Source organism: Halovenus halobia, assembly GCF_051414135.1.
Lineage (GTDB): Archaea > Halobacteriota > Halobacteria > Halobacteriales > Haloarculaceae > Halovenus > Halovenus halobia.
On record NZ_JBLKOA010000001.1, the window covers coordinates 615,425 to 641,615 of the forward strand.

The window sequence follows — 26,191 nt, forward strand, 5'->3', positions numbered from 1 at the left end:
AGTTGCACGACAGTAGCGGATATGGGAAATTTCGACGGTCTCGACTTACACTCTGTCGAAGACCAACTCAACGACGAAGAGAGTCCCGACGGCGGCGGCCGAATCGTCCTCGGTGTCCTGGACGGTACGACGCCCGGTGAGCAGTGGGTTGACCTTATCGAGGATGGTGCCGTTCTCGTGCTCAACGTCGACGGCGACTTGAACGACCTCGGCTCTGGATTCGCTCGTGAGGTGAGCGAAGGCGGCGGCAATCTCGTTCACTTCCGGGGCTTTCTCATCGTCACACCGCCCGGCGTCAGCATCGACACCGACCGTCTCGACTGAGATGACCGGCATCGTCTTCTTCCGGACCGCCCACCGAGCCGATGTTGTCCAGTTTTATACGGAGTCGCTCGGGTTCCAGCAGTGGCTCGAACAGGACGGCGGGTGTACGATTCTCCAGCGAGACAATCTTCTGATTGGCTTCTGTGACGCCGACAACTCCGAGACAGAGGGGATTGTGACGGTGGCTGTCAAGGACCGAGCGGCCGTCGATACGCTGTACGATGACCTGACGAAACACGCACGCCACCCGCCCGAAGAAAACGACGAGTTCGATATTTACCAGTTCTTTGCCGATGACCCTGACGGCCGCGCTGTCGAGGTGCAGACGTTCCTGCACGAGACACCACCAGTCGAGTAACTTGTTATTCCTGGGCTCGGCAGCTTCTTCGTCTCCGTTGCCCCGTCGATGGCTGCAGCACTCGAAAGCGCCCCTGGCAGTGCTATCGGTGATGCACTGCACGGCTGAGCGAGCAATGGGTTCCGAAAAAAGGTGGTCGATCTGGAATGGTTAGTCGGTAGCTGTCCCTGCCTGTTACTGGAAAACCCCGTTACTCGACGCGTTCGATAATCGTCGCGATTCCCTGTCCGAAGCCAATGCACATCGCACAGAGACCGTACTGCCCATCACACTCTTCGAGCTGGTACGGCAGTTTGCCCAGCAGTGCCGCGCCCGTCGCACCCAGCGGGTGGCCGTGGGCGATTGCGCCGCCCCAGACGTTGGTGTTCTCCCAGCTTGCACCGGTTTCTTCGAGCCACGCAGTGAGCACGGACGCGAATGCCTCGTTGACCTCGAAACGGTCGATGTCGTCGACGGTCATGTCGTTCTCTTCGAGCAGTTCTTTCGTCGCTGGAATCGGACCCGTCAGCATCGTTAGCGGGTCGACGCCGACAACCTTCGAGTCGACGATTCGAGCCTTGGGCTCCCAGCCGTGTTCTTCACAGGCCTCGCCCGACGCGATGAGTGTCGCTGCAGAGCCGTCGACGATACCTGAGGAGTTACCCGGATGGATCACGCCGTTGCCCTCCTCTCGGAACACGAGCGGGAGGTTCCCGAGCGTGTCCATGTCGGTCCCGGGTCGTGGGTGTTCGTCCTCTTCGACGGTAATCTCCTCGCCATCGAGTTCTGTCTCGACCGGGACAACCTGTTCGTCGTATGCACCGTTTTCGGCTGCCTCTGCCCACCGTCTCTGCGAGTCAGCGGCTATCTCGTCGACTTCCTCTCGCGAGAAGCCCCACTGCTCGGCAATTCGCTCTGCCCCCTCGCCCTGCGTGGTCAGTTCGTCGAAGTACTGGAAGTACGTATCTGTCAGGGCTTGGCCGTCGAGGTCCGGATTCTGTGCCGGGTTGTCGCTGCCCATCGGCACGCGAGTCATATGCTCGACACCGCCAGCGACGACGACATCCTGCATTCCCCCGCGGACCTGGCCGGCGGCGAAGTTGATGGCCTGCTGACCGGACCCACACATCCGGTTGAGTTGCACACCGGGCACGTCGTCGTCCCAGCCTGCGACCATCGGCGCGACGCGACCGATGTTCAGTCCTTGCTCGTCGGTGGGCGAGACACAGCCGTAGACGACATCTTCGATGTCTTCGCTGCCCTCGAACCCGTTGCGCTCTTCGAGCGCGAGCAGTGGTTCGGCGGCGAGGTCCTGCGGGTGTGTGTCGCTGAACATCCCGCCATCTTTTCCGAACGGTGTCCTGACCGCGTCGACAATGTATGCCTCTGGCATACTCGTGTATTCGCAAGCATCCCGCTTAGTCCTTGTCCCGCCACCAGAGACCGATACGAAGCGAATTGTTACTCTTCGTGCTCGGTCTCGATATCGGCACTCTCGTCGATTTCGCCGTCGGTTTTCGGCAGGCGAACCTGCAGCGTGCCGTCCTCCTTGAGCGTCGCCGTCGCGCCGGTGGGGTCGACCATCGCATCGTCGGGCAACGCTGCGTGCCCATCGAGAGCGAGTCCGCGGCCGGGATAGGTCATTTCGTACTCGTCGTATTCCGACCGGAAGCGGTCCAGTCGGACGAAAATCGTGTCGTCCTCGAATCGGACGTGAACGTCGCTGCTGTGGGCACCCGGCGCGTCGAAGATTGCGAGAAAGGCCTCGTCACTTTCGAGCAAATCGACAGGGAGCCCACGCTTTTCCTGCGTGCGGGCCAGTACTCGGCCGAGCGTCCCGAACACTGCCGACCCAACCGACTCGCCCACGCCACGCATTACAGCTCAACCTCCGCGAGACACGAGCTCTCCTGACAGTACGGGCAGACGAAATCGCTCACGCCGACGCTGTCAGGCATGTCGTAGGTGTAGTGAAGCTCGAACATATCCATCTCGCAGTCGTCGTCGGTACAGACGACCTCTAGCGTTTTTGGCATACACCTACATTGGGGCGGGCCCGTAATCAATGCCGTGGCTCACTCCCGGGGTCCCCCGCGGGGAATCTATATGTACTTTTAAATGTGGGGCTACCAATACCAACATATATGCCAGAGATACTCGCCGAGAATCTCTCCGGAAAAGCCGTCATGGGTTCGGACGGAGCAGAACTCGGAATGCTGTACAACATTACGATGGACCTCGACACCGGTCGACTGGCGAATCTCGTTATCGACCCAGACGACACCTACTCCGGCGGTGACGACTTCGAGACAGACCCTCATGGTCGGCTTCTTGTTCCAGTCAGCCGTGTCCAGGCGGTCAAAGACCACATGATCATCCAGCGGTAAGGAATGTACATTCTCGACTCCTCAGCCTTTATCAACGAGTATCACACCGACGAGCAGATTGCTTCGATTCCACTGGTGCGTGAGGAACTCGAAGACGAGAGTGCCTACCGCTTCGACGCACTGGAAGGCTCGGGGATGCACATGCATATCCCCGACGCCGAAACTGTCGAGCAAATCGAGCGCGCTGCCCGAGAGACGGGCGATTTCGACGAACTCTCACGGACTGACATTCGACTTGTTGCTGCGAGCTTCGAACTCGACGGGACACTCGTCACCGACGATTACGCGATGCAAAACGTCGCAGAAAAACTCAACGTCACTGTCGAGGTTATCGCCCGCGAGGGAATTGACGACCAGCGCAGTTGGATTTACCAGTGCCAGGGCTGTGGTCGTGAGTTCGACGACAATCACGACCGCTGCCCGGTCTGTGGCAGCGAACTCTCCCGAAAGAACCCTGCCTGAGTCAGATCCGGACGCTTTCGTCGAGTTCTGCCAGCCCGATGTCGACGAGTTGGCGGAGTACTTCCTCCTCTCTGAGGTCGTTTTTTCGGGCCAGCCGTCGGAGTTCGTTGGCGCGGTCATCTGACACCACGACGCTGTACGAAACAGGCATGACTGTATAAAAGGACTCTATCGGTTTAAAACGGCGTCAGACGGGCGTCTCACAATACGCCTGTCGTCTCGGCATACAGCGAGAGGTACACCAGACAGTTCCAGACGGCGTGGACAATAATCGGGACAAGCAGATTCTCTGTATACTCGTAGAGGACACCGAGGATGATTCCCGACCCGATCGCCAGCACGACGTAGGCACCCGCGCTTCCGGCCGCGACCAGCGCGGAGTAATGCACCAGTCCGAAAATAGCACTTGCACCGAGAATACCCGGAATAACGCCGTAGGCGCGACGGAGTAAGTTCTGTACGACGCCGCGGAACAGCAGTTCTTCGGCTGGCGAGTTGAGCAGCAAGACAATCGGAATATAGTAGAGGAACAACTCAGGGTTCTCTCGACCAGTTTCGACGGCCGCGTTGGCCGCCGGCTCGTAGCCAAGCGCCGTCACCAGACGCTCGCCAGCCAGCATGAATGCGACTAGGGCGACAGCACCGACGAGCATGGTCCCGATGTCACGACGGCTGGGACCAGAAAAGCCGACGAGCGACCACTCTTCACGCCACGCTAAATACGCAAGCGGGAGGACAGCCAGCCCGAGAAAGTTCGTTGCCGTCTCGACAACCCGCGCCGTCGGTGTGTTGGGACCGACGTCAGCAACTTCGAGCGCGCCGGCGCCAACGCTGACGAACAGGCCCCCACAGACAAATGAGCCGAGAACGAGCAGAATCGAGTGGATGAGGCCGACGCGGCGCTGTTCGGCGTTGCCAAACTCGAACAGCGGCCGGCCGCCGGGCAGCCGAATCGAGGTGTGGCTGCCGGAATCGTCTGCCATTGAAACCGTTACGCGTCGCGTAGTCAAATTCGCTGTGATTACTCGATGCGGAGCTGTTCCTTCGAGGCGACAGCCTCAGCCTCCTCGGCGTCGCCAGCCCCCAACAGCCCACGGGCAGCCTTTTTCCCCCACTCGACGGCTGGCTGGGTGAACGTCTCCACATCGTAGAGTTCGCCAGCCAGAATACAGGCCGCTTCCATCTCGTACAACAGTTGCCCGACACTCTCGGCGTCGAGTCTGTCGATTTCGACACGGACGTTTGGACACTCTGCGGCCGCGAGACTCGCTTCCGTCGCCTCGAATTCGGCGTCGAGCAACTCGCCAAGGCCTTTGCCGCCCAGATAGGCGAGGTCTGGAATGCCCGTTTCGGGAATCGGTTGCTCGGGGCCGTCAGTCACCCGGACAAGCGAGACGAGTTTGTCTTTCGGGCCGGCGCGGTACAACTGCAGTTGTGAGTGCTGGTCTGTCGCGCCCAGTGCTCGCACGGGCGTCTGACCGCCGCCGTCTTTGCCGAGGCTTTCTGCCCAGAGCTGCGCGAACCACTCCGAAAAGGCCTCTAACCCCTCGGCGTAGGGCATCATCACGTTCGTCGAGTAGTCGCGCTGGTCGAGTGCGTAGGCTGTTGCGCCGTAAGCGTAGGCAGGACACTCGAACAGCGACGGCGCGAGCGAGTCTGCTCCCGCCTGCCCGCCAGCGACCAGTCCCTCGATGTCGTGGCCCTGAATTGCGGCCGGGACCAGACCAACCGCAGATAGTGCCGAAAACCGCCCGGGGACGCCCGTCGGAACAGTCAACGAGGGGAGGCCGTGTCCGTCCGCGAGGTCCCTCAGCGGCCCTTCTTCGCCAGTCGTTACGACCGTCCGCTCGGTCCAGTCGACGCCAGCGTCGTCCATCGCTTCCCGAACGACGAGGAAGTTGGCAAGCGTCTCCGCAGTCGTTCCGGACCGCGAGACAACGTTCACCGCCGTCGTGGAGAAGTCGAGGGTGGAGAGCGTCGTCTGGACATTTTTGGGGTCGACATTGTCCAGGACGTAGTGGTCAGTTTCGCTGGGGCCGAGCGCCTGGGAGATGGTGGCCGCACCGAGCGCGCTGCCGCCGATCCCGACAGTGAGCACGGCTTCGCTGTCGGCAACTGGTTCGACTGCGGATTCGATTGTGGCCGGGTCGGTGGTCGCGGGGAGGTTGAGCGAGGCGTAGCCAAATTCGTCGTCCGCGCGGCCGTCGTCGATCCGCTGGTGGGCCGATTCGACAGCCCCGTCGAGGTCATCGAGGTCCGCGCGGTCGAGCGCGTCAGCCGCGAGGAGATTTCCGATATCGATCTGCATACTGCTTTCCTCGGCGGGCGGTCGTATAGTGGTCACGGTACGGAGAGAGTCGAAACCGCAAAGAGTCTCTGCAGCCTACAGATAGCCATGACTCAGGAGGACGAGGGCGACGACTCAGCGGGCGATAACGGGGATGTGCGCGAGAACGACCCCATTGCAGGGATGTACGACGACACTGACAGCGACGAGCCGGTGGTTCCCACCGACCCGACTGGCGGCGACGACGAGGAGGGTGGACTTTCCGGCCCGCTCGCAGAGGAGCCTGAAGAACCAGAGACAAAGTACGGGACATATTACGTCAAGTACGCTGAAGACGGCGCAGTCACACTACACAATGTGGAGACGGCAGAAATTGTCACTCTCTCCGAGAATCCCGGCTTTGTGGACCACGAAATTGTCGAGGTAACGCTGATTGCCCAGCCGCCGATGGAAGTCTCGTATCTGGTCAAGGAACTGCACGACCAGTGGAAAGTCGACGTGGAGATTAGTTCGCTGTCGCCGACGACACAGACTCTGAAAATTGCGGACGAGATGGACGAAGACGAAGTAATCGCCTTCGAGCGCGAGGGCGATGGTGAAGTCCACGTCCTCAAAATCGAGCCAGACCGTGTCGAGCCGACTGTCGACGTTCTCGACGAAGACGAGCAACCGTACAAAAATGCGGCCCGTAACGATGTCGACAACGTCGAAATTCGCAGCGACGAGGACGCCGGCGTCATCGCGATTCGGTATCTCCCCTGAGACGGGGAAACGAGTAAGTGGCTGTTGGTCGCAGTAATCGTGATGACAGACGACAGCACACCCCAACTAGCGGAGCTACTGGACCGCGCCGCGGAGACGTACGGACTGACACTCTCGACGGGCGAACGCGAGGCCTACGAGACAGAAATCCAGAATACAGAGGCACTGCTTGCAGGGCTCGAACCAACTGCCTTCGAGTCTGCCCCGGCCGAGAACGTGTCCGAGGGCGACGACGAGTACAACGCCTTTCTGTACACCTGCGAGCTGTCGGGCCCGGACTCTGGAGCACTCGACGGGATGGAGGTTGCCGTCAAGGACAATATCGCAGTCGCAGGCGTGCCGATGACCTGTGGATCGGCGGCCGTCGACTTCGAGCCCTCGTATCACGCTGCCGTCACCGAGCGACTGCTCGATTCTGGTAGCCGGGTGGTCGGCACGACCAACATGGACGAGTTTGCCTACTTCACGACCAGCGAGACGTGCGCACACGGCCCGGTGACAAATCCGAACAGCGACGGCGTTCCCGGCGGCTCGTCCAGCGGGAGTGGTGCGGCTGTCGCCGCTGGCCTCGTCGACGCTGCGCTCGGGACTGATACCGGCGGCTCTGTCCGTATTCCGGCCTCGTACTGCGGTGTCGTCGGGTTCAAGCCAACCTTTCGCTCTGTCCCGCGGTTCGGATTCGCTGACCTGGCGAGTTCGCTCGACCATATCGGCTCACTCGCCCCGGATGTGGAGACAGCGGCGACTGTCCTCGCTGCAATCAACGGCCCCGATGTTCGCGACCCGTCGACAGATGGCGTCCCAACCCCTGACCCGACTGCTGGACTCGACACTGACCCAGACGGACTCCGTGCTGGCGTCGTTACGAACGCTCAACGTCGGTCAGACGACGCCGTTGCGGAGCGAATCGAAGCAGAAGCTGAGAGGCTGGAATCAGCAGGTGTGACCGTCGAGGAGGTGTCGCTGCCGGGGCTTGATATGCAACCGCTGGTCAACTCTGCAGTCACAGCAGTCGAGTTTACGGCCCTCGTTGCACAGGCCGGGCAGGACATCGGTGTCGGCACAGGGTACAGCGAACAGTGGCGCGAGGCAGTCGCGACGATGGACGCGGAACAACTGGGCGAAAACATTCGAGCACGGCTCGTCGTGGGCCGGACACTTGCGACGAGCGACGACAGCGCGGGTTACGTTGCCGCACAGAACACCCGCCAGCAGTTCAGGGAGGTTGTCGACGACAGGCTGACCGAATACGACGCGCTCATCCTGCCCACGACGCCGACAACAGCGCCCGAATTCGGCAGCGTCGAGACGGACGCCGACCTGCTCGATACCATCGCGCTGACGAGTCCGTTCAACCTGACAGGACATCCGGCGCTGTCGGTCCCCTCTCGCTCCGAGTCAGGGGGCGAGCCAGTTGGCTGTCAGGTCGTGACTGACCATTTCGACGAGGCGACGGCAGTGACACTGGGGCGGGCGCTGGAGCGGGGCTCGTAGCGACCTGCCTTCCGTCTGGGAGACCGGCGCCGGAGCGTACAAAAAGGCTTATTCAACCCCGTCTCGGAATCGTCCCTATGGGACGTATCGACGTCGAGCGCGTGCCCTATGAGGACTACACAGACCGCCAGTTGGCGGTCATTCCTCTCGCTGTGCTCGGCATCTCTCTCGCGATTATCGCCGGCGCATATCTGATGACGGGGACACCCGTCGCGCTCGGCTTCGAGTTCACTGGGGGTACAGAGATCCAATTCACGGCGGAGGATACTTCGACTGCCGAAATTGAAGAAACGCTCTCCGACTACAGTATCGAGACTGTCCGGTCGGTCGGCGTTGACGGCGACACCTACAGCGTCCAGACGCAGTTGACCGGCGAGGAGGCCGTACCGATCCAAGAGGAACTCAACGCGGCGTATGGCAGCGGGGATGGGGACGTGATTGACCGCGTCGAACAGCGCTCAGCCTCCTTCGGTGGGAGTACACAGGGGCAGGCCCTGATCGGGCTGCTAGTTGCATTCACCGGCATGAGCATTCTCGTCGCGCTTATGTTCCGGACGTTCGTGCCAAGTATCGCCGTCGTTCTGTCGGCCTTTTCCGATATCATAATTCCGCTGGCGCTAATGAACATCTTCGGAATCGAACTCACGCTCGGTGCCGTTGCCGCTCTCCTGATGATTATCGGTTATAGCGTGGACTCGGACATTCTGCTGAACAACCACATACTCAGGCGACGTGGTGGCTTCTACGAGAACGCCTACGCCGCGATGCGCACCGGTATTTCGATGACGTTGACCTCTATCGGGGCGATGGTGACGATGGTTGTCGTGGCGACGCTGTTCGGGGTCCCGCTGCTCGGCGAAATTGGCCTGATTCTCGTCTTCGGGCTCTGTGCAGACATCATGAACACCTACTTGCTCAATATGAGTCTCCTACGCTGGTACGCAGGTGATGATCTATGATCGACGTCCGAGACAACCTCCGCATCATTGCGCTCGTGGTGCTTTGTTTGCTTGCCGCCCTAGCGCTGTTCGGACCGCTTGGGTCCGGGGCCAGCGGACAGGATGTCGGCAACCAGACACAGCAGGCCAGTGACCCAACCAACCTGCAGTACGGACTGGACCTCGCTGGCGGGACACGCGTCCGGGGTGAACTTGTTGGTCAGACGGCTGACGTTGAATACAACATAGACCGCGGAAGCGAAATTCGAACGACTATCGCAAGCGAACTCCAGGGCGAATACGGAGTCGAAACAAGTGAGGTGCAACTGCGCCCGGAGGATGGCGCTATTGAACTGTACCGGAGTACAGAGGATGTTCCGCCGTCGGAGTTTGCGGCGGCACTGAGCGCGGCGGGAGTCGAGGCCAGTGAGAGTGATATCAGCAGTGGTGTCACAGAAAGTTCCCGTTCGGAGGCGGTCGATGTGCTCAACCGCCGAATCGACGAGACCGGGCTTGGCGGGTCGAGTGTTACCACAACACAGACACCGGGCGGCAACTACTTTATCGTCGTTGAAGTGCCTGGTGCGGACCAACAGGAGGTCAGAGACCTGATCGGCGACACTGGCAGTGTGCAGGTGCTGCTGGCGACACCGAACGGCACGGAAAATGCCACCAGCCCGAACACCGAGATTCTGCTGGAGCAGGATGACTTCCTTCGGATCCCCGGTGCACAGCGTGGTAATCCTGATGACCCCACAGACCCATCGCGGGTTTCGGTCCAACTCACCGAATCCGCCGCAGAGCGGTTCCAGCAACGGCTGGTCGAAAGCGGCTTCACACAGAACGGTGTGACCGGTGCGCAGGCCTGTCGCTACGAGGAAGGCACGGAGCCAGACCCGAACCAATACTGCCTGTACACGGTTGTGAACGGTAATATTACAAGCGGGTCGGGGCTCACAGCAGGCTTTGCAGACCAACTCGAAGCCGGCAATTTCGACGGCGGATACGCGATCCAGACACCCGGTTCCTTCGAGGAAGCACAGGAACTCGAAGTGGACCTCAAGTCCGGGTCGCTCCCAACTGAGCTCAGCATCGAGTCGACAAGCTACATTTCACCCAGTCAGGCACAGGCATTCAAGCCACTGGCGCTGCTGACGGCACTCCTGGCGTGGCTGGCCGTGAGTATGGTTGTCTACATCTTCTACCGCGATCTCCGTGTCGCGGTGCCGATGCTTCTCACCGCGGCCAGTGAGGTGTTCCTGTTGCTTGGCTTTGCTGCCGCAATCGGGCTGGCACTGGACCTATCACACATCGCGGGACTGATAGCCGTCATCGGAACAGGGTTGGACGACCTGATAATCATGGCTGATGAAATCTTACAACGCCGTGAAAAGGTCAAGACAGGCCGGGTCTTCCAGAGCCGGTTCCGCAAGGCGTTCTGGATTATCGGGATGGCTGCTGGGACAACCATCGTGGCGATGAGCCCACTTGCAGTGCTCAGTCTCGGTGACCTCCGTGGCTTTGCAATTATCACGATTGTCGGCGTCCTGATCGGGGTGCTCATCACCCGACCGGCCTACGGTGACGTGCTCCGCAAGCTGATGCTCGACGACGTCAAGCGGAACTAACCGCTATATTCTCTCCTGCCGTAGTGGTATTCGAGGAACGCAGTTGTGACGGAACAGCGCTATCTCGAAGCAGAACTATTCGCCGCCCGCCCCGCTCGCACGCGAATCGAGGAAGCGACAGCAGTGCCCGAGTACACTGAGCGACTCGCGTACGTCCCAGACCGGGACGTAGCGTTCTCACGGCTGGAAGCGCACATCGAGCGGTTGAAACGCGACTTGGGTTCGTTATCCGAAACGGAGCGGACAAACTCTGAGGCGTGAGTTACTGACCGGTGACACGCTTCGCAGGCTTTTCAGTCCTCCCAGCCAACTAGAGTGCGTGCATAACTGCTGGAGAGACGATGACAGGTGACGAGTATATCGAGCGTGCGGTGACGGCGCTGGCGAACAGGGAGTACGAACAGGCTGGCGACGCATACAGCCGCTCTGGCTGGTCGACGCTGGCCGAGCCCAGGGATGGCTTGAGTCCGTTCGAGGCGGACGAACACGGCTGGGTTGGGCGGGCGCTTCGCTCGCTCGCAGTCGGCGCTGTGGCCTACCGTGTTGCCGGCAAGCAGACCCGGGCCACCCGGCGCTGTGTCGAGGGCGTTGCCGTGGCGAAGGACCTCCGCACTGGCCTCTCAGAGCCAGCACAGCGGGCGTGCTTGCTCGAATTCGCTGCTGACTTTCACGCTATTGGCGCAATGAGTGGCGTTGAGGACGCCTACGACGACGCAGAGACAGCCTACCGCGATGGCGATATCGAGGAGCCCCAGAGATGGGGCACAACGCCGTTGTTCGAGGCGGCCGCGGAACCAATCAAACAACTCGCCCGTAGCACCGCTAACGGCGAAATCGCAATCAAGTGGGAGGACCTCCACGGCTCGGACCCAAGCCAGCCCGGCGCATTTCTGGCCCACCGCGCCCGGTACAAGCGCTCTCGGTTTCCGAGTCTCATCGAGACGGTTTGCTCAGAGGGGTATCTGGCCGCGCCGCGGGGCACGACGGAGTACAACAATGCTCAGTACCGCTGTCCAGCCTGCAACAGCAGCGACGTGAACTGGACCGGAGACAGCACGCTCTGCATGCGCTGCTCACGACCGATGGAGCGGTCCGATTAGATGACGTCCAGCAATTCGACGGTCCGGTCTCCAGCCCGAATGGTGATTGTTTCCCCTTCGCTGAGTTCGTATGGCGTGTCGTCGTCATCACGCGTCAACACTGCACCAGAGGACCGCTTCGTCGAGAGAAGTTCAACTTCGACGACAACAGATTCACTGCAGAGGACCATCTCGGGCGTATCGGCTGGTGTGTGAATGTTGTTGAACGCGACACCGAAGCCGTCCGTGAACGTTTCACCGGTAATCGCTGTGAAGTAACCTGTGGAGCCGAACGGCGTCGCGACGAGCACGCCATCGCCGATGAGTTCGGGGAACTCCCAGGTCGTGTCATCTTCGATACGGGCCGCGAACGTCGCCGCCAACACTGGAGAGCTGTGGTGGAGGCTGATCTCGTTGAGCGCCTGAAAGCCTCCCTCGAGCTCTTTTCCATCAGCCTCGGCCGTCAGCGTCGAGAACGTTCGGGAACTCGACTCCGCATGGCCGTCTTCGAGCGCCTGCAACGTTTCGACCAGTTGGTCGACATCGAAGGCTGCCCGGTTGCCCTTCGAGCTCCCAGCACGCACCGGGAGAATTCGCGGTTCCAGGTAGTTGCGCGCTGCGTAGAGAATTGTCCCGTCCCCACCAATCGTGACGATAACTGCCGACGGGTCGTACTCCCCTGTCACGTTCAGTCCAGCCGCTTTCAGTCGGTCGTGCCAGCGTGCTCTGCGGTCTGGATCGTTCGAGACGAGGAAGTACTGCACGTTCAGAGACGACAGCGGCCTGGATAAAATGTGCTTCGGCGTTCAGTAGAACGTCTCGCCCGTTTTCGCCTTCTCGACGAGCAGGTCACAGGGCAGCGTCTCGGCGAGTTTGTTCGTGTCCTCGTGTTTCGCGGCAACTTCAGTCAGTTTCTGCAAGATGACATCTGCGCCAACTTCGTCGGCCTTTTCGAGGGGTCCCTGTGGCCAGTTACCGCCGAGTTTCGCACCCGTGTCGATGTCATCCGGCGTCGCGACGCCGTGTTGCACCATCTTCGCGGCTTCGTTGACGATGGGTGCCCAGACCAGCAGTGTGTCGAATCCCTGCCCGGCGTCGACGGGGATGTCTGGTTCGTCGCGCTGCTCGTACTCGTAATAGCCCGCGTCGGTCTTCTTCCCGTATCGCCCCTTGTCGTACAGTTGGTGGAGCATCGGACAGACCTCGGTATCGTAAGAGAGCGGTCGGTCATCTTCGAGATGGTCCTGTTCGCCCTCCACGCGGAGTTGAATCGCGCCGGTGTAATCTGCCAACTCGAACGGCCCCATCGGGAATCCTTCTTTGTACTTCATCGCCGAATCGATTTCGCGCATCGAGTACTCGCCGCGGTAAACCATCCACGCTGGCCCCTCGCCGAAGGGCCGCATCAGCCGGTTTACGATAAACGACGGCACATCCATCTTACAGCGAATCGGCGTCTTTCCGAACGAGTCGATGAGGTCCTCTGCGGTGTCTCCCACTGCCGCTGGCGCATGCTCGGTCATAATGACCTCCACGAGGTCCATCAGCATCGGCGGGTTGAACCAGTGTGTGCCGATAACCTGCTCAGGTCGCTCGGTAACTTCCGCGAGTCGGGTGATATTCAGCCCGGAGGTGTTCGTCGCCAAAATGGCCTCCGCTGGCGCAACTTCGTCCAGCGTTTCAAAAATATCCTCTTTGACGCCCTGTTGTTCGACGGCAGCCTCCGTCACGAACTCGGACTCACTGACTGCTGACTCCTGGTCGGTCGTGAAACTGATCCGGTCGAGAGCAGCGGCAGTGTCTTCGTCTGTGGCCGCGCCCTTCTCGACTGCTTTTCCGTAGGACCACTCGATGTTCTCCTGGGCTGCTTCGAGTTGTCCCTCGTCGATATCCTGTATATACACGTCGTACCCAGCCAAGGCAGCAACAGCACCGATCCCCCGTCCCATCTGTCCCGCACCGATTACTGTGATCGTCTGGATGTCGTCGATGTCAACAACCATACTTGGTAGTTCACTCCCGGGTCGGTTAAAGATATAGTCGGTCAATCCTTATGTTCTCGCGTGTCAAACAGCGGCTGTGTTTCGCCGCTGGCTACGGGTGGGTCTGTTGATGTTTGGGGCGGCAGTTGGTTTCGTACTCTCCTATGCTGTCCCGTCGCGGTACAACCGCGGTCCGGAAGCCCGGTGGTGGGAACGCGCTCGGCGGGTCAGTTCTCGAATATTTGGCCGGTTCGACGAGGATGGCGGCCCGCGACCGATTACCGACGGGGAGTACGCCGGGCGGTTCGACGCTGACCTCGATACCGTCGAGAATCGGCTGTACGCAGATGGATTCATTCGGAATCCGATGGCGCGACTGAAAACCCGCGACGACATCCCCGAAGACGGTTCGTGGGTCTACCGCGACTCCCCGCTCGCGCCTCGACAGATACACTTCATGCTGTTCGAGAACGATGACGGGACAACTGCTGTGTACGCACACGCAGAACTGTCGAGCGTACACCCGCTCTGTGGCCCGAGACACTTCGGCGGTGTGGGCCAGTCAGTTCGTGAGGGTGTCGAATGCGCTCGCGAGTGGTACGAGTTAGATACCAGTGCCGCAACGACAGAACCACCCGACGGTTCGTGGAACCAGACTAGCTGAACTGCCCGCGGCGATACTGCGGCGGCCAGTCGATATCTTCGCCGAGTTCGTGTGCGGCCTGCAGTGGCCAGTAGGGATTCCGAAGCATCTCACGGCCGAGCGCAACCATGTCGGCGCGCTCGTTTCGGACGAGCGCGTCAGCGTGTTTCGGCTCTGTGATTCCGCCAACGGTTGCGACACCGATATCTGTCTCAGCGCGAATCTGCTCGGCGTAGGGCACCTGATAGCCCGGTCCGGTATTCGGGATCTGTTGGTCGGGGTGGAGTCCACCCCCAGAGACGTCGATCAGGTCCGCGCCGAGTTCGTCCAACTCTGCAGCAAGCCGAACAGACTGCTCGATATCCCACGAGGGTCGGTCCGGGAGCCAGTCACTCGCAGAAATGCGGACGAACACCGGCTTCTCGTCGGGCCAGACTGACCGCACCCGCTCGGTTACCTCCCGGACGAGCCGACTCCGGTTCTCGAAACTGCCGCCGTACTCGTCGTCGCGGTCGTTGGTGACTGGTGAGAGAAATTCATGGAGGAGATAGCCGTGGGCAGCGTGGACCTCCGCCACCTCGAAGCCAGCCGCGAGCGCACGCTCGGCCCCAGCCCCGAACTGCTCGATCAGTGCGTCAATATCTCCAGCATCCATCTTTTGGGTCGGAACAGTTCCCTCACTGTGTGGGTACGGCTCCGCAGACGGTCCGACGACTTCCCACCCTCCTTCGTCGGGCTGGAGTGGTTCGTTGCCGTCCCACGGCCGACTCGTCGACGCCTTCCGTCCTGCGTGAGCGAGCTGGATGCCCGGCATCGCACCCTGTGAGCGCATGAAATCGGTAATTGGTGCCAGTCGCTCGGCGTGGTCGTCAGACCAGATTCCGTGACAATGTGGCGTAATTCGGCCATCGGGGTCGACGGCGGTCGCCTCCATCATCACCAGTCCTGCGCCGCCGACTGCCCGTGTCCCGAGATGCACTCGGTGCCACTCGTTGGCCAGTCCATCCTCGGCTGAGTACTGACACATCGGCGAGAGCGTCACCCGGTTTCTGAACTCGGTCCCTCGGAGTGAAAACGAACTAAACAGCGAATCGGTCACAGGCGATAGTAGTCTCCGCTAAGGATAAGTTCTGTTGCTTTCGGCGCGCTGACCGCCTCTTTGGCTCGTTTCACTGGTTCTGTCTGTGCTGTAGACAAACACGTCCGCCAGCAACTTTTGTATCTGCCAGCCCTCCGAATGTGTATGAGCACACAGAACTCCGACCTCGTGCTGTACGAGCTACAGGGCTGTCCCTACTGCGCGAAGGTTCGTCGGGCACTGTCTGAGCTAGACCTGAGCTACGAGTCCCGGTCTGTTCCGAGCGCTCGAAGCCAACGCTCTGAAGTGCAGGAAGTAAGCGGGCAGTCTGGTGTTCCGGTTCTCGTTGACAGAACCAACGGCGTCGAGGGGATGCCCGAGAGCGACGACATCGTCGCGTATCTCTACGAGGAGTACGGCAACGGCGAATCTCCACCGCCGTCGGGGATTGTTGGAAGAGTGCTGTCTGCGCTGTTTTGAAGCGGTCTTACTGGGAGATTCGAGCCGCCTAATCACAACGTTGAAGTTTTGACTGAATCTAATTCGGGTATGAGCGAGGCGGCCGGTCGACGCCGGTTTACCCGCGCGGCATGGGTGAACGTCCTCGGGAATACTGCCAAGATTGTCGCCGAAGGAAGCGTTGGCTTGCTGTTCGGCAGCGTGGCACTGCTGGCTGACGCCGCACACTCGGTGGCGGACCTGGTGGCCAGTCTCGTCGTTCTGGTCTGGGGGAGCAGCCGATTTGATGGTGCTGACAGTGACCACCCGCACGGCCATGCCAGAATCGAACCACTCACCGCGCTGTTCGTCGGCGCAATCATCGTCCTTCTTGGCGGAAACCTGCTCTACGAATCAGTACAGAGCCTGATCGAGTCTCCAGACCTCACCTTTAGCCCGCTGATGGTCGGCGCGCTGCTGTTCGCGATGGCCGATATGTACGCCCTGTACTGGTACACTGAGCGGATGAACGTGGGGCTCGATTCGACGGCGCTCGACGCACTGGCCGCAGACTGTCTGAACGATCTGTACACCTCTGTCGCCGCGCTGGTCGGTATCGCTGGCATCGCCTTCGGGTATCCGGTTCTCGACGCCGTTGCAGGTGGTGTCGTCAGCCTGCTCGTTATCTATCAGGGTATCGCGATAGGCCGCGAGAATCTCTCGTATCTCTCCGGAAAAGCAGCCCCAGCGGACAGAAACGAGGACGTTCGGAACACGTTGTTGGCCCACGAGTCGGTCTACGGCGTGCACGACCTAGCCGTGTTCTGGGACGGGCCAGTACTCGAAGTCGAAGCCCACGTCGAGGTCGACGGTGACCTGACACTGCGGGAGGCCCACGACCTCGAAACAGCGCTCGTCACGAGTGTCGGTGAGTTAGACCAGATCGAGGACGTTCACGTTCACCTCGACCCCTCCGGTGTCGGCGAGTGGAAAACAACTCAGGAAATACCGAGTACGCCGGTCGTGTCGGATGTCACGCCAAGTGAGTTCGATGTTGCGGGCGACTCATCGCAGTCGACGGTCGGCGAGAACAGTACAGAGGAGTAGGAAGTGGCTGCCGCTTCAGTGCTCGACAAACTCCAAGAGCACGCCACCGGTCGACCCCGGGTGGAGAAACGCGACATCGTGGCCCCACGCGCCCGGTCTGGGCTCTTCGTCGATGCGGTCGATATCGAGGTCCCGAGCGGTCTCAAGACTGGCTTCGATATCGTCCGTCTCGACAGCGAGATGGTGAATTCCCGGGCCGTTGCGGTCAAGATAGGCCGAAATTGCGCCATCTTCTCGTGGTTCGATTACCTCGAAATAGCAGTTTCCGAGGTCGAGAAACGCGATTTCCATTCCGTCGAAGCTCTCTTCGTGCGCAACTGAGCAGTCGAACAGGCCCGTGTACTGCTCGACCATTGTCGTCGCGTCCTCGGTCGCGAGGCCAGCGTGGTCGACTCTCACATTGCACCACCCTGCTGGTGCTCGCCGAAGACGTTGCGCATCGCGTCACAGATTTCGCCCGTCGTGGCGTACGCCTTGACTGCGTCGATGATGTACGGCATCAGGTTCTCGTCGCCACGTGCGGCCTCTTCCAGCGCTGTCAGCTTCTCGTCGACACGCGCGTCGTCGCGTTCATCGCGCAGTTCAGCAACGCGCTCTTTCTGGCCCTCCTGCTGTTCCTTCGAGACTTCCTCGATATCGACCTCTTCCTCTTCTTCGACGGTGAACTCGTTGACACCGACGATAATACGGTCACCGTCTTCGATTTCCTGCTGGCGCTCGAAGGCGGTGTCCTGAATCTGGCGCTGGACCCAGCCAGCGTCGATTGCCTGCGTCATGCCACCTCGTTCGTCGACGGTGTCGATGATGTCGAGCGCCTCGGCTTCGAGTTCGTCGGTCAGCGATTCGACGTAGTAACTGCCAGCCAGCGGGTCGATTGTGTCTGCTGCACCGGACTCGTGAGCGAGAATCTGCTGTGTCCGCAGCGCCGTCCGCACGGACTGCTCAGTCGGCAGGGAAAGCGCCTCGTCTTTCCCGTTGGTGTGGAGGCTCTGTGTCCCACCGAGGACGGCCGCCAGCGCCTGATAGGCGACCCGGACGACGTTGTTCTCAACCTGCTGGGCGGTCAGCGTCGACCCCGCGGTCTGTGTGTGGAATTTCAGTTGCTTGGAGGCTGGTTTCTCGGCGTCGAACTGCTCCTCCATGATTTTGGCCCACATTCGCCGGGCGGCCCGGAACTTCGCCGCTTCTTCGAGGATATTGTTGTGGGCAGCGAAAAAGAACGAAAGCTGTGGTGCGAACTCGTCGACGTCCAGTCCGGCGTCCACGGCAGCCTGCACGTAATCGATGCCGTCGCCGAGCGTGAAGGCAAGTTCCTGTGCGGCGGTTGCACCCGCCTCACGGATGTGATACCCAGAGATAGAGATGGTGTTGAAGTTAGGCGTCTCGTCGGCACAAAACTCGAAGATGTCGGTGATGATCCGCATCGACGGCTCCGGCGGGTAGATGTAGGTGTTGCGGGCGATGTATTCTTTGAGCACGTCATTTTGAATTGTGCCGCGTAGTTCAGAGCGGTCGACATCCTGCTTGTCACCCACAGCGATGTACATCGCCAGCAGGACCGAGGCGGGGGCGTTGATTGTCATGCTGGTCGAGACTTCGTCCAGCGGGATGCCCTGAAAGACGCGTTCCATATCGTTCAGGGAGTCGATTGCGACGCCAGACTTTCCGACTTCGCCGGCTGCCATCTTGTCGTCGGAGTCGTAGCCCATCTGCGTCGGCAGGTCGAACGCCATCGAGAGGCCAGTCTGGCCCTCGTCAAGCAGATAGTGAAAGCGCTCGTTGGTTTCCGCGGCGGTCCCCATCCCGGCGTACTGGCGCATCGTCCAGAGTCGGCCCCGGTGGCCAGTCGGATAGACGCCGCGGGTGTACGGTTCTTCGCCCGGAAATCCCAGATCCTCGTCGTACTCGAGGTCGGACACGTCGTTGGGTGTGTACAGGCGCTTGACCGGCCGCCCGCCCGTATCTGTCTCGAACTGGTCTTTTCGTTCCCCGAACCGTTCGAGTGTTGGTTCGACTTGGTCGGTCTCCCACTCCGTTCTGGCCGACCTGATCTCTTCCAGTTCCTCGGGATCGAACATAGATCAAAACTGCACTGCCGCGGCCTTAACAGTTCCACTCTGGGGTCCGCTGGGCGAAAGTGACGGCATCACTGTGGACACATCGTAGCGGGATTCCACAGGATACTCGATTCAGTTTGTGACGGTGACGGTGGACTGTTCCAGAACTTGGCCTCCCGCTGTATCGACGACCAGCACTTCGATATCACCACTGTAGCTGTTCGGAGGAGTTTGCTCCCACCGCTGGCCGGGCGCGAAGCGGTCACCGTTCCCGTTGTCTGTCCTGAATCTATCAGCAAGGACAAACTGCTGTTCTGTCCCGCCTGTTCGAACAATAACTGTTATTTTGTTCGCGTTGAAGCCGTCTCCGCCCTGGTGTTTAATCACAACCGCAGTTGAATTTGCGGTGATTTCGATGTCTGCACGACTCTCGCCCTCCGTCTGCTCGTTCAGATCAGTCAAAATGAAAAACCCTGCAGTTGTGGTCACGACGACGATGACTGCAGTCAGCAGGACGATGCCGATTGTCTCCGACTGTGCTCGATTCGGGAGCCGTACCACGTGTCTCTCTGTTCGTTCGCAGTCGACTGAAATATGCGTTTCTACCGCACTGGCTCATCCGGTGTCGTATTTGTAGGTTGTTTCTTCTGGGTCGATACCGAAGTCTTCCGGACCTTCTTCGGGTTCTGGGTCTTCCTCTGGTTCGGACCGGGCGTCTTTGAACGCCTCGCGCAGTCGTTCGGGCATTCTGAACCGGTCGGTGTCGATACGCATCGGCACAGCTCCGGGGTCGATTCCCTCCTGTTTGGCCTCGAGTCTGCGCCCCAGCGCGTCCGGTAGCTGTGTCGGTTCGACGGGACTGAACCCAAACTGCGCGAGGTAGTCTGTCTCACTCGTCAGGGCGTAGACTGTCTCGAACTCTGTATCGCGCGCCGTCGTCACCAACCGCTCGACAACATGCGCGCCGACACCCTGCTCACGCCACTCGGGAAGCACCCCGATACTCGTGAGTTCACAGACCTCTTCGTCGGTCTTGTGCACCCTGATGCGACCGAACCCAGCCCGGTCACCGGTGTGCTCGTCGACAGCAATGACGTAATCCCGGGACCGAAACGCAGTCTCGTCCAGTTCCAGTGCCTCGATCTGGTCGAGTAACCAGACCTCATCGCGGTTTTTCGCATCCCGGACGTACATGATACTATCTAAGACACTACCCAATCAAAAACATTTCTGGGTCGACGGCCAATCCGGACTGTTTATTCGGGTTCTGTTCGTATGTCAAGATAGTGGGGTTTCGAAACCCGGTCGGCGCCCTTGCGGCCCGGACGGGCATCGCCTACGGCTGGTTCGTCGTCGCCTGTTCGTTCGCCCTGTCGGCGATGGTCTTCGGGACAATATACTCCTATCCAGTGTTCTTCGAGTCGCTACAGGGACGCTTTGGCAGCAATTACGCGACCTTCACGCTCCTGTTCAGTCTGTAGACGTTCGTCGCGTTCTGTAGCATCGGCGTGTTCGGGTTTGCCGGTAACGGCGTGAAGTTTCTCACCGGGCCGCTCTCGAACCGCGCGGGCGTCGCGCCTATGATGGCCGGGTTCGTCGCGCTCATGCGTCTGGCCACGGTTGCGGTCGTCGCCGTTCCAACTGAGATCGGTCTGCTGGCGGCCGCAGTCGCGCTCGGTGTGGGCTACGGCGGTGTCGACGCACTACTCGCGCCGCTAGTCCGCTCGCTGTTCGGTGCCGACCACCTCAGTTCCGTGTATGGCGCGGTAACACCTACTTTCGGCGTCGTCGGCAGACTCACTCCTCTCGCCGTCGGTGCCCGATTCGAGCAGTACGAGAGCTTCACAATTCCGTTTACCCTCGCTGCCGGCGTCGGAATGGTCGGCGTGTTGGCCTTCGCTGGTCTCGCTCGCTTCGAGAATTAATCGTTGGCCCTCTGTGCCGACGCTCTGGACTTCGCTTCTGTAGCCGAGTGGTACATGGCCGCTCCAGATTCCGGGTCGAAGATGTGCAGTCGGTCCGGGTCGTAAGAGAGCGTAATCTCGTCGCCGCTCTGGACGCCGATACGTGGGTCAGTCTGTACTTTGAGTTCCTTGCCGCCCGCTATCCGGCAGTACAGCAACACAGTGTCTCCGAGCGGCTCTGTAACCGTCACCGTCGCCTCGAAGGTCTCACGGGACGGTTCCTCATCGTCGATGTACTCGATGTCTTCCGGCCGCAGCCCGAGGTGTGCCGACCCCTCGATACCGTCGTACTCTGGCAACGGAACCTCGAAGGCCTCGTGTTCGGCCGTCTGGTCGGTGACTGACACCGAGAGTATGTTCATCGCAGGGTCGCCGATAAACTCGGCAACGAAGCGGTTCTCTGGGAAGTCATAGAGGTGCTGTGGCGGGTCGACCTGCTGGAGACGGCCATCGTCGAGCACTGCAACCCGGTCGCCGAGCGTCATCGCTTCGGTCTGGTCGTGTGTCACGTAGATAGTCGTCGTCTCCAGTTCCTCGTGTAGGCGCGCGAGTTCGCTTCGCATCTGTACCCGGAGCTTGGCGTCGAGATTCGACAGCGGCTCGTCCATCAGGAAGACGTCAGGGTCGCGACAGATGGCGCGCCCGAGTGCGACACGTTGGCGTTCACCGCCCGAGAGTTCTTTCGGTTTGCGGTCGAGCAGATCCTCGATATCAAGAATTTCGGCGGCCTCCTCGACGCGGCGGGTCGTCTCCTCGTCGTCGAACTCGCTCATCCCGAAGGTGATATTCCGCCGCGCGGACATGTGCGGGTACAGCGCGTAGTTCTGGAAGACCATCGCGACGTTTCGCTCGCTGGCGTCGATATCGGTCACTCTCCTGTCGTCGAAGAACAGTTCACCATCGCTAACTGTTTCGAGACCAGCAATCATCCGCAGTGTCGTCGACTTTCCACAGCCTGATGGACCGACGATAACCAGAAACTCGCCGGGCGTCACGTCGAGTGTGACATCCTCGACTGCTCGCAACGATGCGTACTCCTTCGTCAATCCGTCTAGCTGAACTGTCGTCGGGTCTATCGCGTTACTCATTATTTTGTCTGGAGATTGAACGTCGTCAGTAGTTGTTTGCGAAGCATGACCAGCAGGACCACCGGCGGCACGAGCGCGAGGACGGTTCCCGCGGTGATGATGCCCCACGGCGTCTCGCCGGCAGCGTTGCCCATCAGCCCCTGCAATCCAATCTGGATGACCGTATCGCCGCCGCTGGCGTCGACGACAAGCGGCCAGAGATACTGGTTCCACGCCCAGATGAACGAGATGACAAAGAGTCCGACCAGCATGTTCTTCGACATCGGGACGAGCACGAAGACGAGAAACCGCAGCGGGCCGATGTCGTCCAGTCGGGCCGTTTCGAGGTACGAGTCCGGAATTGCCCGGAAGTGCTGGTACAACAGTAACAGTGCGGTCGGACTCGCCAGAAACGGGACCACCAGCGCGAACAGTGTTCCCGGCCCCAACAGCGGGTGGATTGCACTCAGGTCACTCATCATCTGGAACAGCGGGACGATGAGCACCGGAATCGGCAACAGCAGCGTCAGCAAGATGCCGATCAACAACAACCGCTGGAAGGGGAACTCGTAGTAGACCAGCGCCATCGCCGCCAGCAGCGCGAGCAACACCTTCCCGGTGGCGATGAGTGTCGCCATGATGAACGACGTCGTCATGTACGACAGGAAGTTGCGCTCGAACAGTGCCGTGCTGTAGTTGTCGATGACCTGCCCACCGAGTGCGATTTCGTTGGTCTGAATCTGGGCCAGCGACTGCGTGCTCATCATGATCATCATCACCAGCGGGAAAGAAATCAGCGCCAACATCGCGAGCAGCGAGACGTGGATGTGCCACTCTGCGCGGAATTGCTCGAAGGCGACCCGGTAGCGTTCACGCCAGTCCTGACCGAATTCCTCGCCAGAGCCAACGTCGACTTCATCACTAGTTGCGCCGGCCATCTCAGGCACCCCCCACGTAGGAACTCTGTTCCGAGAGTACAAGCTGACCGACCATCAGCGCGCCGACGATTACGAACAGCACAATCGACTGCGCGGCGGCCAGTCCAGTATCTCGCTGCGCGATGCCGGTCTCGTAGAGTTCGTAAATCAGCAGATGTGTCGTCTCCGGTGAGCCACTGGTCATGATGTCGATAATCGGGTACGGGAGGAAAAACGAGTAGACCGTATTCATGACGACCAGAAAGGCCAGCGTCGGCGCAATCAGCGGCACGTATACCCGGACGAGCATCTGGAGGCCGCCGATGCCGTCGAGTTTCGCGGCGTCGTCGATACTCTCTGGGATGCCGCTGAAGGCACCGAGGATGAAGATGAGGTTGAACCCGATCATCTTCCAGATTGTCGCCAGACAGATGACCAGAAAGGCCAGCGGACCGCTTGTGAGCCAGTTGAAACTCCAGCCCGTCAGGGAGTGCAATAGTCCCGACTCTGGCTGGAGGATGAACTGCAGGGCCACCGCGGCGACCGCAAACGAAAAGCCGTAGGAGAGCATCCCGACGATGAGATACGCCGATGAGCCAACCGACACCCGGTAGATGAGAAAGCCCAGCAACAGCGAGGAACCCATCGCACCGACGACGATGACGCCTGCGAAGGCAAACGACCAGAACGCAGTCGTCCGGTACCCCTCGGAGGTGAACAGGGCGCGGAAGTTCTCGAGACCGACGAACGTCTCGACGCCACCCGGTTGTGTGATGTACATGCTCAGCCGAAACGTCTCGATTGCGGGTAGATACAGGAAGTACCCACAGGCCACGAGCGTCGGTACGAGCAGGAGGATTGCCTGCCAAGACTTCTGATACTGTGTCGACATGTGTTCAAGCTTGGCGCTGGTAGCGAGCGAGTGCAGCCTCAGCCTCTTCCTTGACCGTCTTCATCGCCGCCTGTGGGTCTTTCCCGCCGAACACTTCGTTCATCTCACTGGCGACTGCTGCGGAGATAGCCGGACTCTCGCCGGTCTGGGTGCCGATGTTCGTCGGGTGACGCTCCCAGTTTTGAATCTGCTCGCGGGCGACTTGGTACCGCGGGTTGTCCTCGAACCAGCCCTCGGATTCGAGCACGTCCCACGACCCCTGATGTGCCGGGTAGTAGCCGCTTGCTTTGTGGAACGCTGCCTGCTGTTCGGGACTGAGAGCGAAGTCGACGAACTTCTGCATTGCTTCCCGTTCCTCGTCGGAGCGGGCCTTGTTGACCGCCCAGATTTCGGCCCCGCCACGGTGGTGGCCGATGCGGTCACCGCTTAGTGTCGGGAACATCGCCGTCCGCATATCGAAACTGTCGCTGTTGACATAGGCGACAGAGGTACTCGAGTTGAGGTTGAACGGCACTCGTCCCTGTCGGAAGACGCTGGTCGGTTCGGACCAGTTCTCGATACCGCCGTTGAAGTACAGACCGTCGGCGGCCATGTCGGCCCACCATTGGACGGGTTCGAGGGTGTAATCCTCCGAGGCGTAGACTGTCGTCGGTTCACCTGCGTGGCCGTTTTCCTCGTCCATCCAGAACTCGTTCTGCTCGGCGATCCAGCACGTCAAGAACCACGCAGCGTTGGGAATCGTGACACCGTACTCGGCGCCGGTTTGGTTGACCGCGGCTTCGCCCATCTCTCGGACCTCGGCGAGTGACTGGGGCGGATTCGCCGGGTCATAGCCTGCCTCGGCGAGCATATCCGCGTTGTAGTGCATGACGATGTTCGAGATGTAAAAGGGTGCACCCCACATCGTTCCCTCGATGGTCGAGGTTGCCGCCGCTGGTTCGATGATGTCGTCGGGGCTGACATCGCTCATGAGTCCCTCTATCGGCTGGAACCAGCCCGTGTCCCGCGCCAGAATGGAGTCGGCCGTATTGAAGTGTGTGATATCAGGCATATCGGCCGGATTCCCGCCCTCGATGTTGGTGAACGCAGTCGTCCGAGAGTCCCGATAATTCGTCAGCAGATTGAGGTTGATCTTGATGTTACTGTTGTTCTCCTCGAACTCCGAGACCATGCTCCGGACAGTCTCTTCGTAGTAGCCGCCCCAGGCCGGCCAGAAGTTGATCGTAATCGTGCCGTCGTCAGCCGTCATCTGCCCGGGTTCGCCGAAACCGTCCTCTCCGGGCCCGCTATCGTTGCCGATCAGGCCCAAACAGCCAGCTGAGGCCGCCATCGCGGCCCCGCCGGCCGCGAGAACCGCCCGCCTGCTGCGGTGTCCGCCAGCCGTTTCTGTTTCGGCTCGATGCTCTGCTGTCTCATCTGAATCGGTGTGTCCATGCATACGTTAGGTGTGTCTACCTGGTAGTTGCCGCACAATCTGACGGATGCAATCTCCCGATCGCACAGAAAGTAGGCCTTTCTCGACACACAAAAGCGCTTGGAAGAGTTCTATATGTCTCTCTGATCCGTCCATATCGATCAGAGCTGTCCGGTCGGGAACATACCACAACATTTTGTAGCCGCCCCGTCACAGCAACCGGTGTGAGGATCATCGGCCACCGAGGTTGTGCGGCTGAGTTTCCCGAGAACACGCTTGCGGCAGTCCGGGGCGCCGCTCCGCACGTCGATCTGATCGAAATCGACGTTCGGCGCTGTCAGTCCGGCGAACTTGTCGTCTTTCACGACGAACATCTCGACCGACTCACGGAATCGGTCGGTCGAGTCAGTGAGACGGAGTTCGATGAGTTGGCCGAACTGACGGTCGGCGACAGCGACGAGTCGATCCCGACGCTCGCCGCCGTGCTAGACGCAGTTCCTGCTGGTGTTGGACTCAATATCGAACTCAAAGAGCACGGGTTGCGCTCGGAGCTACTGGCGCTGGCCGATCGGTTCCCGTCTGAGGTAATTGTCTCGTCGTTCGACCGGGAGGCCCTCGCTTCCTTCGACGGTGACGACAATCCAACAGCGCTGCTCTGCGCCGAGTCGTTCGAGACGTCGATCTCGACAGCGCTCGATCTCGGCTGCCAGTATATCCACCCACAGTACGAACTGGTCGATGCCGATTCGATCCGCCACGCGCACGATCAGGGATTGGCTGTCAACGTCTGGACGGTGCCGACGACGGCAGCACTGACCCGACTGATAGAGGAGGGTGTCGACGGCGCGATCGTCGATTCCTGGCGGATCGTTCCCGACAGTTTCTGACGAACCCGTCCAGTGAGGAGCCGAACGACCCCTCTCTGGCTCACCCT

The 26,191-nt window shown here is 60.3% G+C and carries 33 protein-coding genes; 16 read left to right on the forward strand and 17 right to left on the reverse strand.

Annotation, left to right across the window (positions count from 1 at the left end; translation table 11 throughout):
- The first annotated feature begins 21 nt into the window (after positions 1-21).
- Positions 22-324 (forward strand): DUF5779 family protein, encoded by a 303-nt coding sequence (locus tag ACMGFM_RS03425; protein ID WP_436900996.1) that lies wholly within the window; start codon positions 22-24, stop codon positions 322-324.
- Between the two features lies 1 nt (position 325).
- Positions 326-682 carry a VOC family protein gene (locus ACMGFM_RS03430; protein WP_436900998.1) on the forward strand — a complete coding sequence of 119 codons (357 nt, stop codon included), beginning with the start codon at positions 326-328 and terminating at the stop codon, positions 680-682.
- Between the two features lie 190 nt (positions 683-872).
- Here ACMGFM_RS03430 and ACMGFM_RS03435 read toward each other — a convergent pair whose 3' ends face one another.
- From ACMGFM_RS03435 to ACMGFM_RS03445, 3 genes are all read right to left on the reverse strand, one after another.
- A complete protein-coding gene (locus ACMGFM_RS03435) occupies positions 873-2,054 on the reverse strand; it encodes a thiolase family protein (protein ID WP_436900999.1) in 1,182 nt (393 codons plus the stop codon).
- Between the two features lie 68 nt (positions 2,055-2,122).
- Positions 2,123-2,539 (reverse strand): Hsp20/alpha crystallin family protein, encoded by a 417-nt coding sequence (locus ACMGFM_RS03440; RefSeq protein ID WP_436901001.1) that lies wholly within the window; start codon positions 2,537-2,539, stop codon positions 2,123-2,125.
- Positions 2,539-2,697 (reverse strand): DUF7559 family protein, encoded by a 159-nt coding sequence (locus ACMGFM_RS03445; protein WP_436901003.1) that lies wholly within the window; start codon positions 2,695-2,697, stop codon positions 2,539-2,541. Before ACMGFM_RS03445 ends, ACMGFM_RS03440 begins: the two co-directional genes overlap by 1 nt.
- Positions 2,698-2,805: 108 nt before the next feature.
- Between ACMGFM_RS03445 and ACMGFM_RS03450 the strand changes: the two genes are divergently transcribed.
- A complete protein-coding gene (locus ACMGFM_RS03450) occupies positions 2,806-3,048 on the forward strand; it encodes a PRC-barrel domain-containing protein (RefSeq protein ID WP_436901005.1) in 243 nt (80 codons plus the stop codon).
- 3 nt (positions 3,049-3,051) lie between these two features.
- On the forward strand, positions 3,052-3,510 hold the full coding sequence (locus ACMGFM_RS03455) for an NOB1 family endonuclease (protein ID WP_436901007.1): 459 nt from the start codon (positions 3,052-3,054) through the stop codon (positions 3,508-3,510).
- A 1-nt stretch (position 3,511) separates the two neighbouring features.
- On the opposite strand, the gene ACMGFM_RS03460 is transcribed toward ACMGFM_RS03455, so the two are convergent.
- Genes ACMGFM_RS03460 through ACMGFM_RS03470 form a run of 3 tightly spaced genes read right to left on the reverse strand, consistent with a single transcriptional unit; the run spans position 3,512 to position 5,818 of the window.
- Complete coding sequence (locus ACMGFM_RS03460; protein WP_436901008.1) at positions 3,512-3,661, reverse strand: CopG family transcriptional regulator; 150 nt, start codon at positions 3,659-3,661, stop codon at positions 3,512-3,514.
- 49 nt (positions 3,662-3,710) lie between these two features.
- A complete protein-coding gene (locus tag ACMGFM_RS03465) occupies positions 3,711-4,493 on the reverse strand; it encodes a CPBP family intramembrane glutamic endopeptidase (protein ID WP_436901010.1) in 783 nt (260 codons plus the stop codon).
- Between the two features lie 38 nt (positions 4,494-4,531).
- Positions 4,532-5,818, reverse strand: coding sequence for a phosphoglucose isomerase-related protein (locus ACMGFM_RS03470; RefSeq protein ID WP_436901012.1), 1,287 nt, complete (start codon positions 5,816-5,818; stop codon positions 4,532-4,534).
- Positions 5,819-5,905: 87 nt separating this feature from the next.
- Between ACMGFM_RS03470 and ACMGFM_RS03475 the strand changes: the two genes are divergently transcribed.
- The 6 genes from ACMGFM_RS03475 to ACMGFM_RS03500 all read left to right on the forward strand — a co-directional run bounded on the left by ACMGFM_RS03475 (position 5,906) and on the right by ACMGFM_RS03500 (position 11,719).
- Positions 5,906-6,559, forward strand: a complete 654-nt coding sequence (locus tag ACMGFM_RS03475) for a DUF5812 family protein (protein WP_436901013.1) — start codon at positions 5,906-5,908, stop codon at positions 6,557-6,559.
- A gap of 42 nt (positions 6,560-6,601) precedes the next feature.
- Entirely contained in the window at positions 6,602-8,053 is a 1,452-nt protein-coding gene (locus ACMGFM_RS03480) for an amidase (protein ID WP_436901015.1), read from the forward strand.
- Positions 8,054-8,130: 77 nt separating this feature from the next.
- On the forward strand, positions 8,131-9,012 hold the full coding sequence (locus ACMGFM_RS03485) for a protein translocase subunit SecF (RefSeq protein WP_436901018.1): 882 nt from the start codon (positions 8,131-8,133) through the stop codon (positions 9,010-9,012).
- Complete coding sequence (locus tag ACMGFM_RS03490; RefSeq protein WP_436901021.1) at positions 9,009-10,619, forward strand: preprotein translocase subunit SecD family protein; 1,611 nt, start codon at positions 9,009-9,011, stop codon at positions 10,617-10,619. The genes ACMGFM_RS03485 and ACMGFM_RS03490 overlap by 4 nt, the downstream gene beginning before the upstream one ends.
- Before the next feature lie 45 nt (positions 10,620-10,664).
- Positions 10,665-10,880, forward strand: a complete 216-nt coding sequence (locus ACMGFM_RS03495; RefSeq protein WP_436901022.1) for a hypothetical protein — start codon at positions 10,665-10,667, stop codon at positions 10,878-10,880.
- Between the two features lie 80 nt (positions 10,881-10,960).
- On the forward strand, positions 10,961-11,719 hold the full coding sequence (locus ACMGFM_RS03500; protein ID WP_436901025.1) for a hypothetical protein: 759 nt from the start codon (positions 10,961-10,963) through the stop codon (positions 11,717-11,719).
- Here ACMGFM_RS03500 and ACMGFM_RS03505 read toward each other — a convergent pair.
- Both ACMGFM_RS03505 and ACMGFM_RS03510 read right to left on the reverse strand, forming a co-directional pair.
- A complete protein-coding gene (locus ACMGFM_RS03505; RefSeq protein WP_436901028.1) occupies positions 11,716-12,462 on the reverse strand; it encodes an NAD(+)/NADH kinase in 747 nt (248 codons plus the stop codon). The genes ACMGFM_RS03500 and ACMGFM_RS03505 overlap by 4 nt on opposite strands.
- A 42-nt stretch (positions 12,463-12,504) precedes the next feature.
- Positions 12,505-13,701, reverse strand: a complete 1,197-nt coding sequence (locus tag ACMGFM_RS03510) for a 3-hydroxyacyl-CoA dehydrogenase (protein WP_436901030.1) — start codon at positions 13,699-13,701, stop codon at positions 12,505-12,507.
- 109 nt (positions 13,702-13,810) lie between these two features.
- On the opposite strand from ACMGFM_RS03510, the gene ACMGFM_RS03515 reads away from it, so the two are divergent.
- Positions 13,811-14,344 (forward strand): hypothetical protein, encoded by a 534-nt coding sequence (locus ACMGFM_RS03515; protein WP_436901031.1) that lies wholly within the window; start codon positions 13,811-13,813, stop codon positions 14,342-14,344.
- Here ACMGFM_RS03515 and ACMGFM_RS03520 read toward each other — a convergent pair.
- Positions 14,337-15,422 (reverse strand): NADH:flavin oxidoreductase/NADH oxidase, encoded by a 1,086-nt coding sequence (locus ACMGFM_RS03520; RefSeq protein WP_436901033.1) that lies wholly within the window; start codon positions 15,420-15,422, stop codon positions 14,337-14,339. The two genes, ACMGFM_RS03515 and ACMGFM_RS03520, sit on opposite strands and share 8 nt — an antisense overlap.
- Before the next feature lie 144 nt (positions 15,423-15,566).
- Between ACMGFM_RS03520 and ACMGFM_RS03525 the strand changes: the two genes are divergently transcribed.
- Together ACMGFM_RS03525 and ACMGFM_RS03530 are read left to right on the forward strand one after the other, a co-directional pair.
- Positions 15,567-15,881, forward strand: coding sequence for a glutathione S-transferase N-terminal domain-containing protein (locus ACMGFM_RS03525; RefSeq protein WP_436901035.1), 315 nt, complete (start codon positions 15,567-15,569; stop codon positions 15,879-15,881).
- Between the two features lie 69 nt (positions 15,882-15,950).
- Positions 15,951-16,946, forward strand: a complete 996-nt coding sequence (locus tag ACMGFM_RS03530) for a cation diffusion facilitator family transporter (RefSeq protein ID WP_436901038.1) — start codon at positions 15,951-15,953, stop codon at positions 16,944-16,946.
- A 15-nt stretch (positions 16,947-16,961) separates the two neighbouring features.
- Here ACMGFM_RS03530 and mce read toward each other — a convergent pair whose 3' ends face one another.
- From mce to ACMGFM_RS03550, 4 genes are all read right to left on the reverse strand, one after another.
- A complete protein-coding gene (gene mce / locus ACMGFM_RS03535; protein WP_436901040.1) occupies positions 16,962-17,345 on the reverse strand; it encodes a methylmalonyl-CoA epimerase in 384 nt (127 codons plus the stop codon).
- Positions 17,342-19,024 carry an acyl-CoA mutase large subunit family protein gene (locus ACMGFM_RS03540; protein WP_436901042.1) on the reverse strand — a complete coding sequence of 561 codons (1,683 nt, stop codon included), beginning with the start codon at positions 19,022-19,024 and terminating at the stop codon, positions 17,342-17,344. The genes mce and ACMGFM_RS03540 overlap by 4 nt, the downstream gene beginning before the upstream one ends.
- A 111-nt stretch (positions 19,025-19,135) precedes the next feature.
- Complete coding sequence (locus tag ACMGFM_RS03545; protein ID WP_436901044.1) at positions 19,136-19,564, reverse strand: type IV pilin domain-containing protein; 429 nt, start codon at positions 19,562-19,564, stop codon at positions 19,136-19,138.
- A gap of 54 nt (positions 19,565-19,618) precedes the next feature.
- Positions 19,619-20,197, reverse strand: a complete 579-nt coding sequence (locus ACMGFM_RS03550; RefSeq protein ID WP_436901045.1) for a GNAT family N-acetyltransferase — start codon at positions 20,195-20,197, stop codon at positions 19,619-19,621.
- 92 nt (positions 20,198-20,289) lie between these two features.
- Between ACMGFM_RS03550 and ACMGFM_RS03555 the strand changes: the two genes are divergently transcribed.
- Positions 20,290-20,484 (forward strand): hypothetical protein, encoded by a 195-nt coding sequence (locus tag ACMGFM_RS03555; protein WP_436901047.1) that lies wholly within the window; start codon positions 20,290-20,292, stop codon positions 20,482-20,484.
- A gap of 27 nt (positions 20,485-20,511) precedes the next feature.
- A complete protein-coding gene (locus ACMGFM_RS03560; RefSeq protein WP_436901049.1) occupies positions 20,512-20,928 on the forward strand; it encodes a YbfB/YjiJ family MFS transporter in 417 nt (138 codons plus the stop codon).
- On the opposite strand, the gene ACMGFM_RS03565 is transcribed toward ACMGFM_RS03560, so the two are convergent.
- From ACMGFM_RS03565 to ACMGFM_RS03580, 4 genes are read right to left on the reverse strand one after another with little or no spacing between them, the layout of a single operon-like run.
- Positions 20,925-22,055, reverse strand: a complete 1,131-nt coding sequence (locus ACMGFM_RS03565) for an ABC transporter ATP-binding protein (RefSeq protein WP_436901051.1) — start codon at positions 22,053-22,055, stop codon at positions 20,925-20,927. The genes ACMGFM_RS03560 and ACMGFM_RS03565 overlap by 4 nt on opposite strands.
- Positions 22,055-22,972, reverse strand: coding sequence for a carbohydrate ABC transporter permease (locus ACMGFM_RS03570; protein WP_436901052.1), 918 nt, complete (start codon positions 22,970-22,972; stop codon positions 22,055-22,057). Before ACMGFM_RS03570 ends, ACMGFM_RS03565 begins: the two co-directional genes overlap by 1 nt.
- Before the next feature lies 1 nt (position 22,973).
- Positions 22,974-23,843, reverse strand: a complete 870-nt coding sequence (locus tag ACMGFM_RS03575; RefSeq protein ID WP_436901054.1) for a carbohydrate ABC transporter permease — start codon at positions 23,841-23,843, stop codon at positions 22,974-22,976.
- A gap of 4 nt (positions 23,844-23,847) precedes the next feature.
- Positions 23,848-25,281, reverse strand: a complete 1,434-nt coding sequence (locus tag ACMGFM_RS03580; RefSeq protein WP_436901056.1) for an extracellular solute-binding protein — start codon at positions 25,279-25,281, stop codon at positions 23,848-23,850.
- Positions 25,282-25,481: 200 nt separating this feature from the next.
- Between ACMGFM_RS03580 and ACMGFM_RS03585 the strand changes: the two genes are divergently transcribed.
- On the forward strand, positions 25,482-26,144 hold the full coding sequence (locus ACMGFM_RS03585; RefSeq protein ID WP_436901057.1) for a glycerophosphodiester phosphodiesterase: 663 nt from the start codon (positions 25,482-25,484) through the stop codon (positions 26,142-26,144).
- The last annotated feature ends 47 nt before the right edge of the window (positions 26,145-26,191 follow it).

Excerpts from the sequence above, each read along its gene's own strand:
- ACMGFM_RS03425 (WP_436900996.1), top strand. The coding sequence starts at position 22 with ATGGGAAATTTCGACGGTCTCGACTTACACTCTGTCGAAGACCAACTC.
- ACMGFM_RS03430 (WP_436900998.1), top strand. The coding sequence starts at position 326 with ATGACCGGCATCGTCTTCTTCCGGACCGCCCACCGAGCCGATGTTGTC.
- ACMGFM_RS03435 (WP_436900999.1), bottom strand. The coding sequence starts at position 2,054 with ATGCCAGAGGCATACATTGTCGACGCGGTCAGGACACCGTTCGGAAAA.
- ACMGFM_RS03440 (WP_436901001.1), bottom strand. The coding sequence starts at position 2,539 with ATGCGTGGCGTGGGCGAGTCGGTTGGGTCGGCAGTGTTCGGGACGCTC.
- ACMGFM_RS03445 (WP_436901003.1), bottom strand. The coding sequence starts at position 2,697 with ATGCCAAAAACGCTAGAGGTCGTCTGTACCGACGACGACTGCGAGATG.
- ACMGFM_RS03450 (WP_436901005.1), top strand. The coding sequence starts at position 2,806 with ATGCCAGAGATACTCGCCGAGAATCTCTCCGGAAAAGCCGTCATGGGT.
- ACMGFM_RS03455 (WP_436901007.1), top strand. The coding sequence starts at position 3,052 with ATGTACATTCTCGACTCCTCAGCCTTTATCAACGAGTATCACACCGAC.
- ACMGFM_RS03460 (WP_436901008.1), bottom strand. The coding sequence starts at position 3,661 with ATGCCTGTTTCGTACAGCGTCGTGGTGTCAGATGACCGCGCCAACGAA.
- ACMGFM_RS03465 (WP_436901010.1), bottom strand. The coding sequence starts at position 4,493 with ATGGCAGACGATTCCGGCAGCCACACCTCGATTCGGCTGCCCGGCGGC.
- ACMGFM_RS03470 (WP_436901012.1), bottom strand. The coding sequence starts at position 5,818 with ATGCAGATCGATATCGGAAATCTCCTCGCGGCTGACGCGCTCGACCGC.
- ACMGFM_RS03475 (WP_436901013.1), top strand. The coding sequence starts at position 5,906 with ATGACTCAGGAGGACGAGGGCGACGACTCAGCGGGCGATAACGGGGAT.
- ACMGFM_RS03480 (WP_436901015.1), top strand. The coding sequence starts at position 6,602 with ATGACAGACGACAGCACACCCCAACTAGCGGAGCTACTGGACCGCGCC.
- ACMGFM_RS03485 (WP_436901018.1), top strand. The coding sequence starts at position 8,131 with ATGGGACGTATCGACGTCGAGCGCGTGCCCTATGAGGACTACACAGAC.
- ACMGFM_RS03490 (WP_436901021.1), top strand. The coding sequence starts at position 9,009 with ATGATCGACGTCCGAGACAACCTCCGCATCATTGCGCTCGTGGTGCTT.
- ACMGFM_RS03500 (WP_436901025.1), top strand. The coding sequence starts at position 10,961 with ATGACAGGTGACGAGTATATCGAGCGTGCGGTGACGGCGCTGGCGAAC.
- ACMGFM_RS03510 (WP_436901030.1), bottom strand. The coding sequence starts at position 13,701 with ATGGTTGTTGACATCGACGACATCCAGACGATCACAGTAATCGGTGCG.
- ACMGFM_RS03515 (WP_436901031.1), top strand. The coding sequence starts at position 13,811 with ATGTTTGGGGCGGCAGTTGGTTTCGTACTCTCCTATGCTGTCCCGTCG.
- ACMGFM_RS03525 (WP_436901035.1), top strand. The coding sequence starts at position 15,567 with ATGAGCACACAGAACTCCGACCTCGTGCTGTACGAGCTACAGGGCTGT.
- ACMGFM_RS03530 (WP_436901038.1), top strand. The coding sequence starts at position 15,951 with ATGAGCGAGGCGGCCGGTCGACGCCGGTTTACCCGCGCGGCATGGGTG.
- ACMGFM_RS03540 (WP_436901042.1), bottom strand. The coding sequence starts at position 19,024 with ATGTTCGATCCCGAGGAACTGGAAGAGATCAGGTCGGCCAGAACGGAG.
- ACMGFM_RS03550 (WP_436901045.1), bottom strand. The coding sequence starts at position 20,197 with ATGTACGTCCGGGATGCGAAAAACCGCGATGAGGTCTGGTTACTCGAC.
- ACMGFM_RS03565 (WP_436901051.1), bottom strand. The coding sequence starts at position 22,055 with ATGAGTAACGCGATAGACCCGACGACAGTTCAGCTAGACGGATTGACG.
- ACMGFM_RS03570 (WP_436901052.1), bottom strand. The coding sequence starts at position 22,972 with ATGGCCGGCGCAACTAGTGATGAAGTCGACGTTGGCTCTGGCGAGGAA.
- ACMGFM_RS03575 (WP_436901054.1), bottom strand. The coding sequence starts at position 23,843 with ATGTCGACACAGTATCAGAAGTCTTGGCAGGCAATCCTCCTGCTCGTA.
- ACMGFM_RS03580 (WP_436901056.1), bottom strand. The coding sequence starts at position 25,281 with ATGCATGGACACACCGATTCAGATGAGACAGCAGAGCATCGAGCCGAA.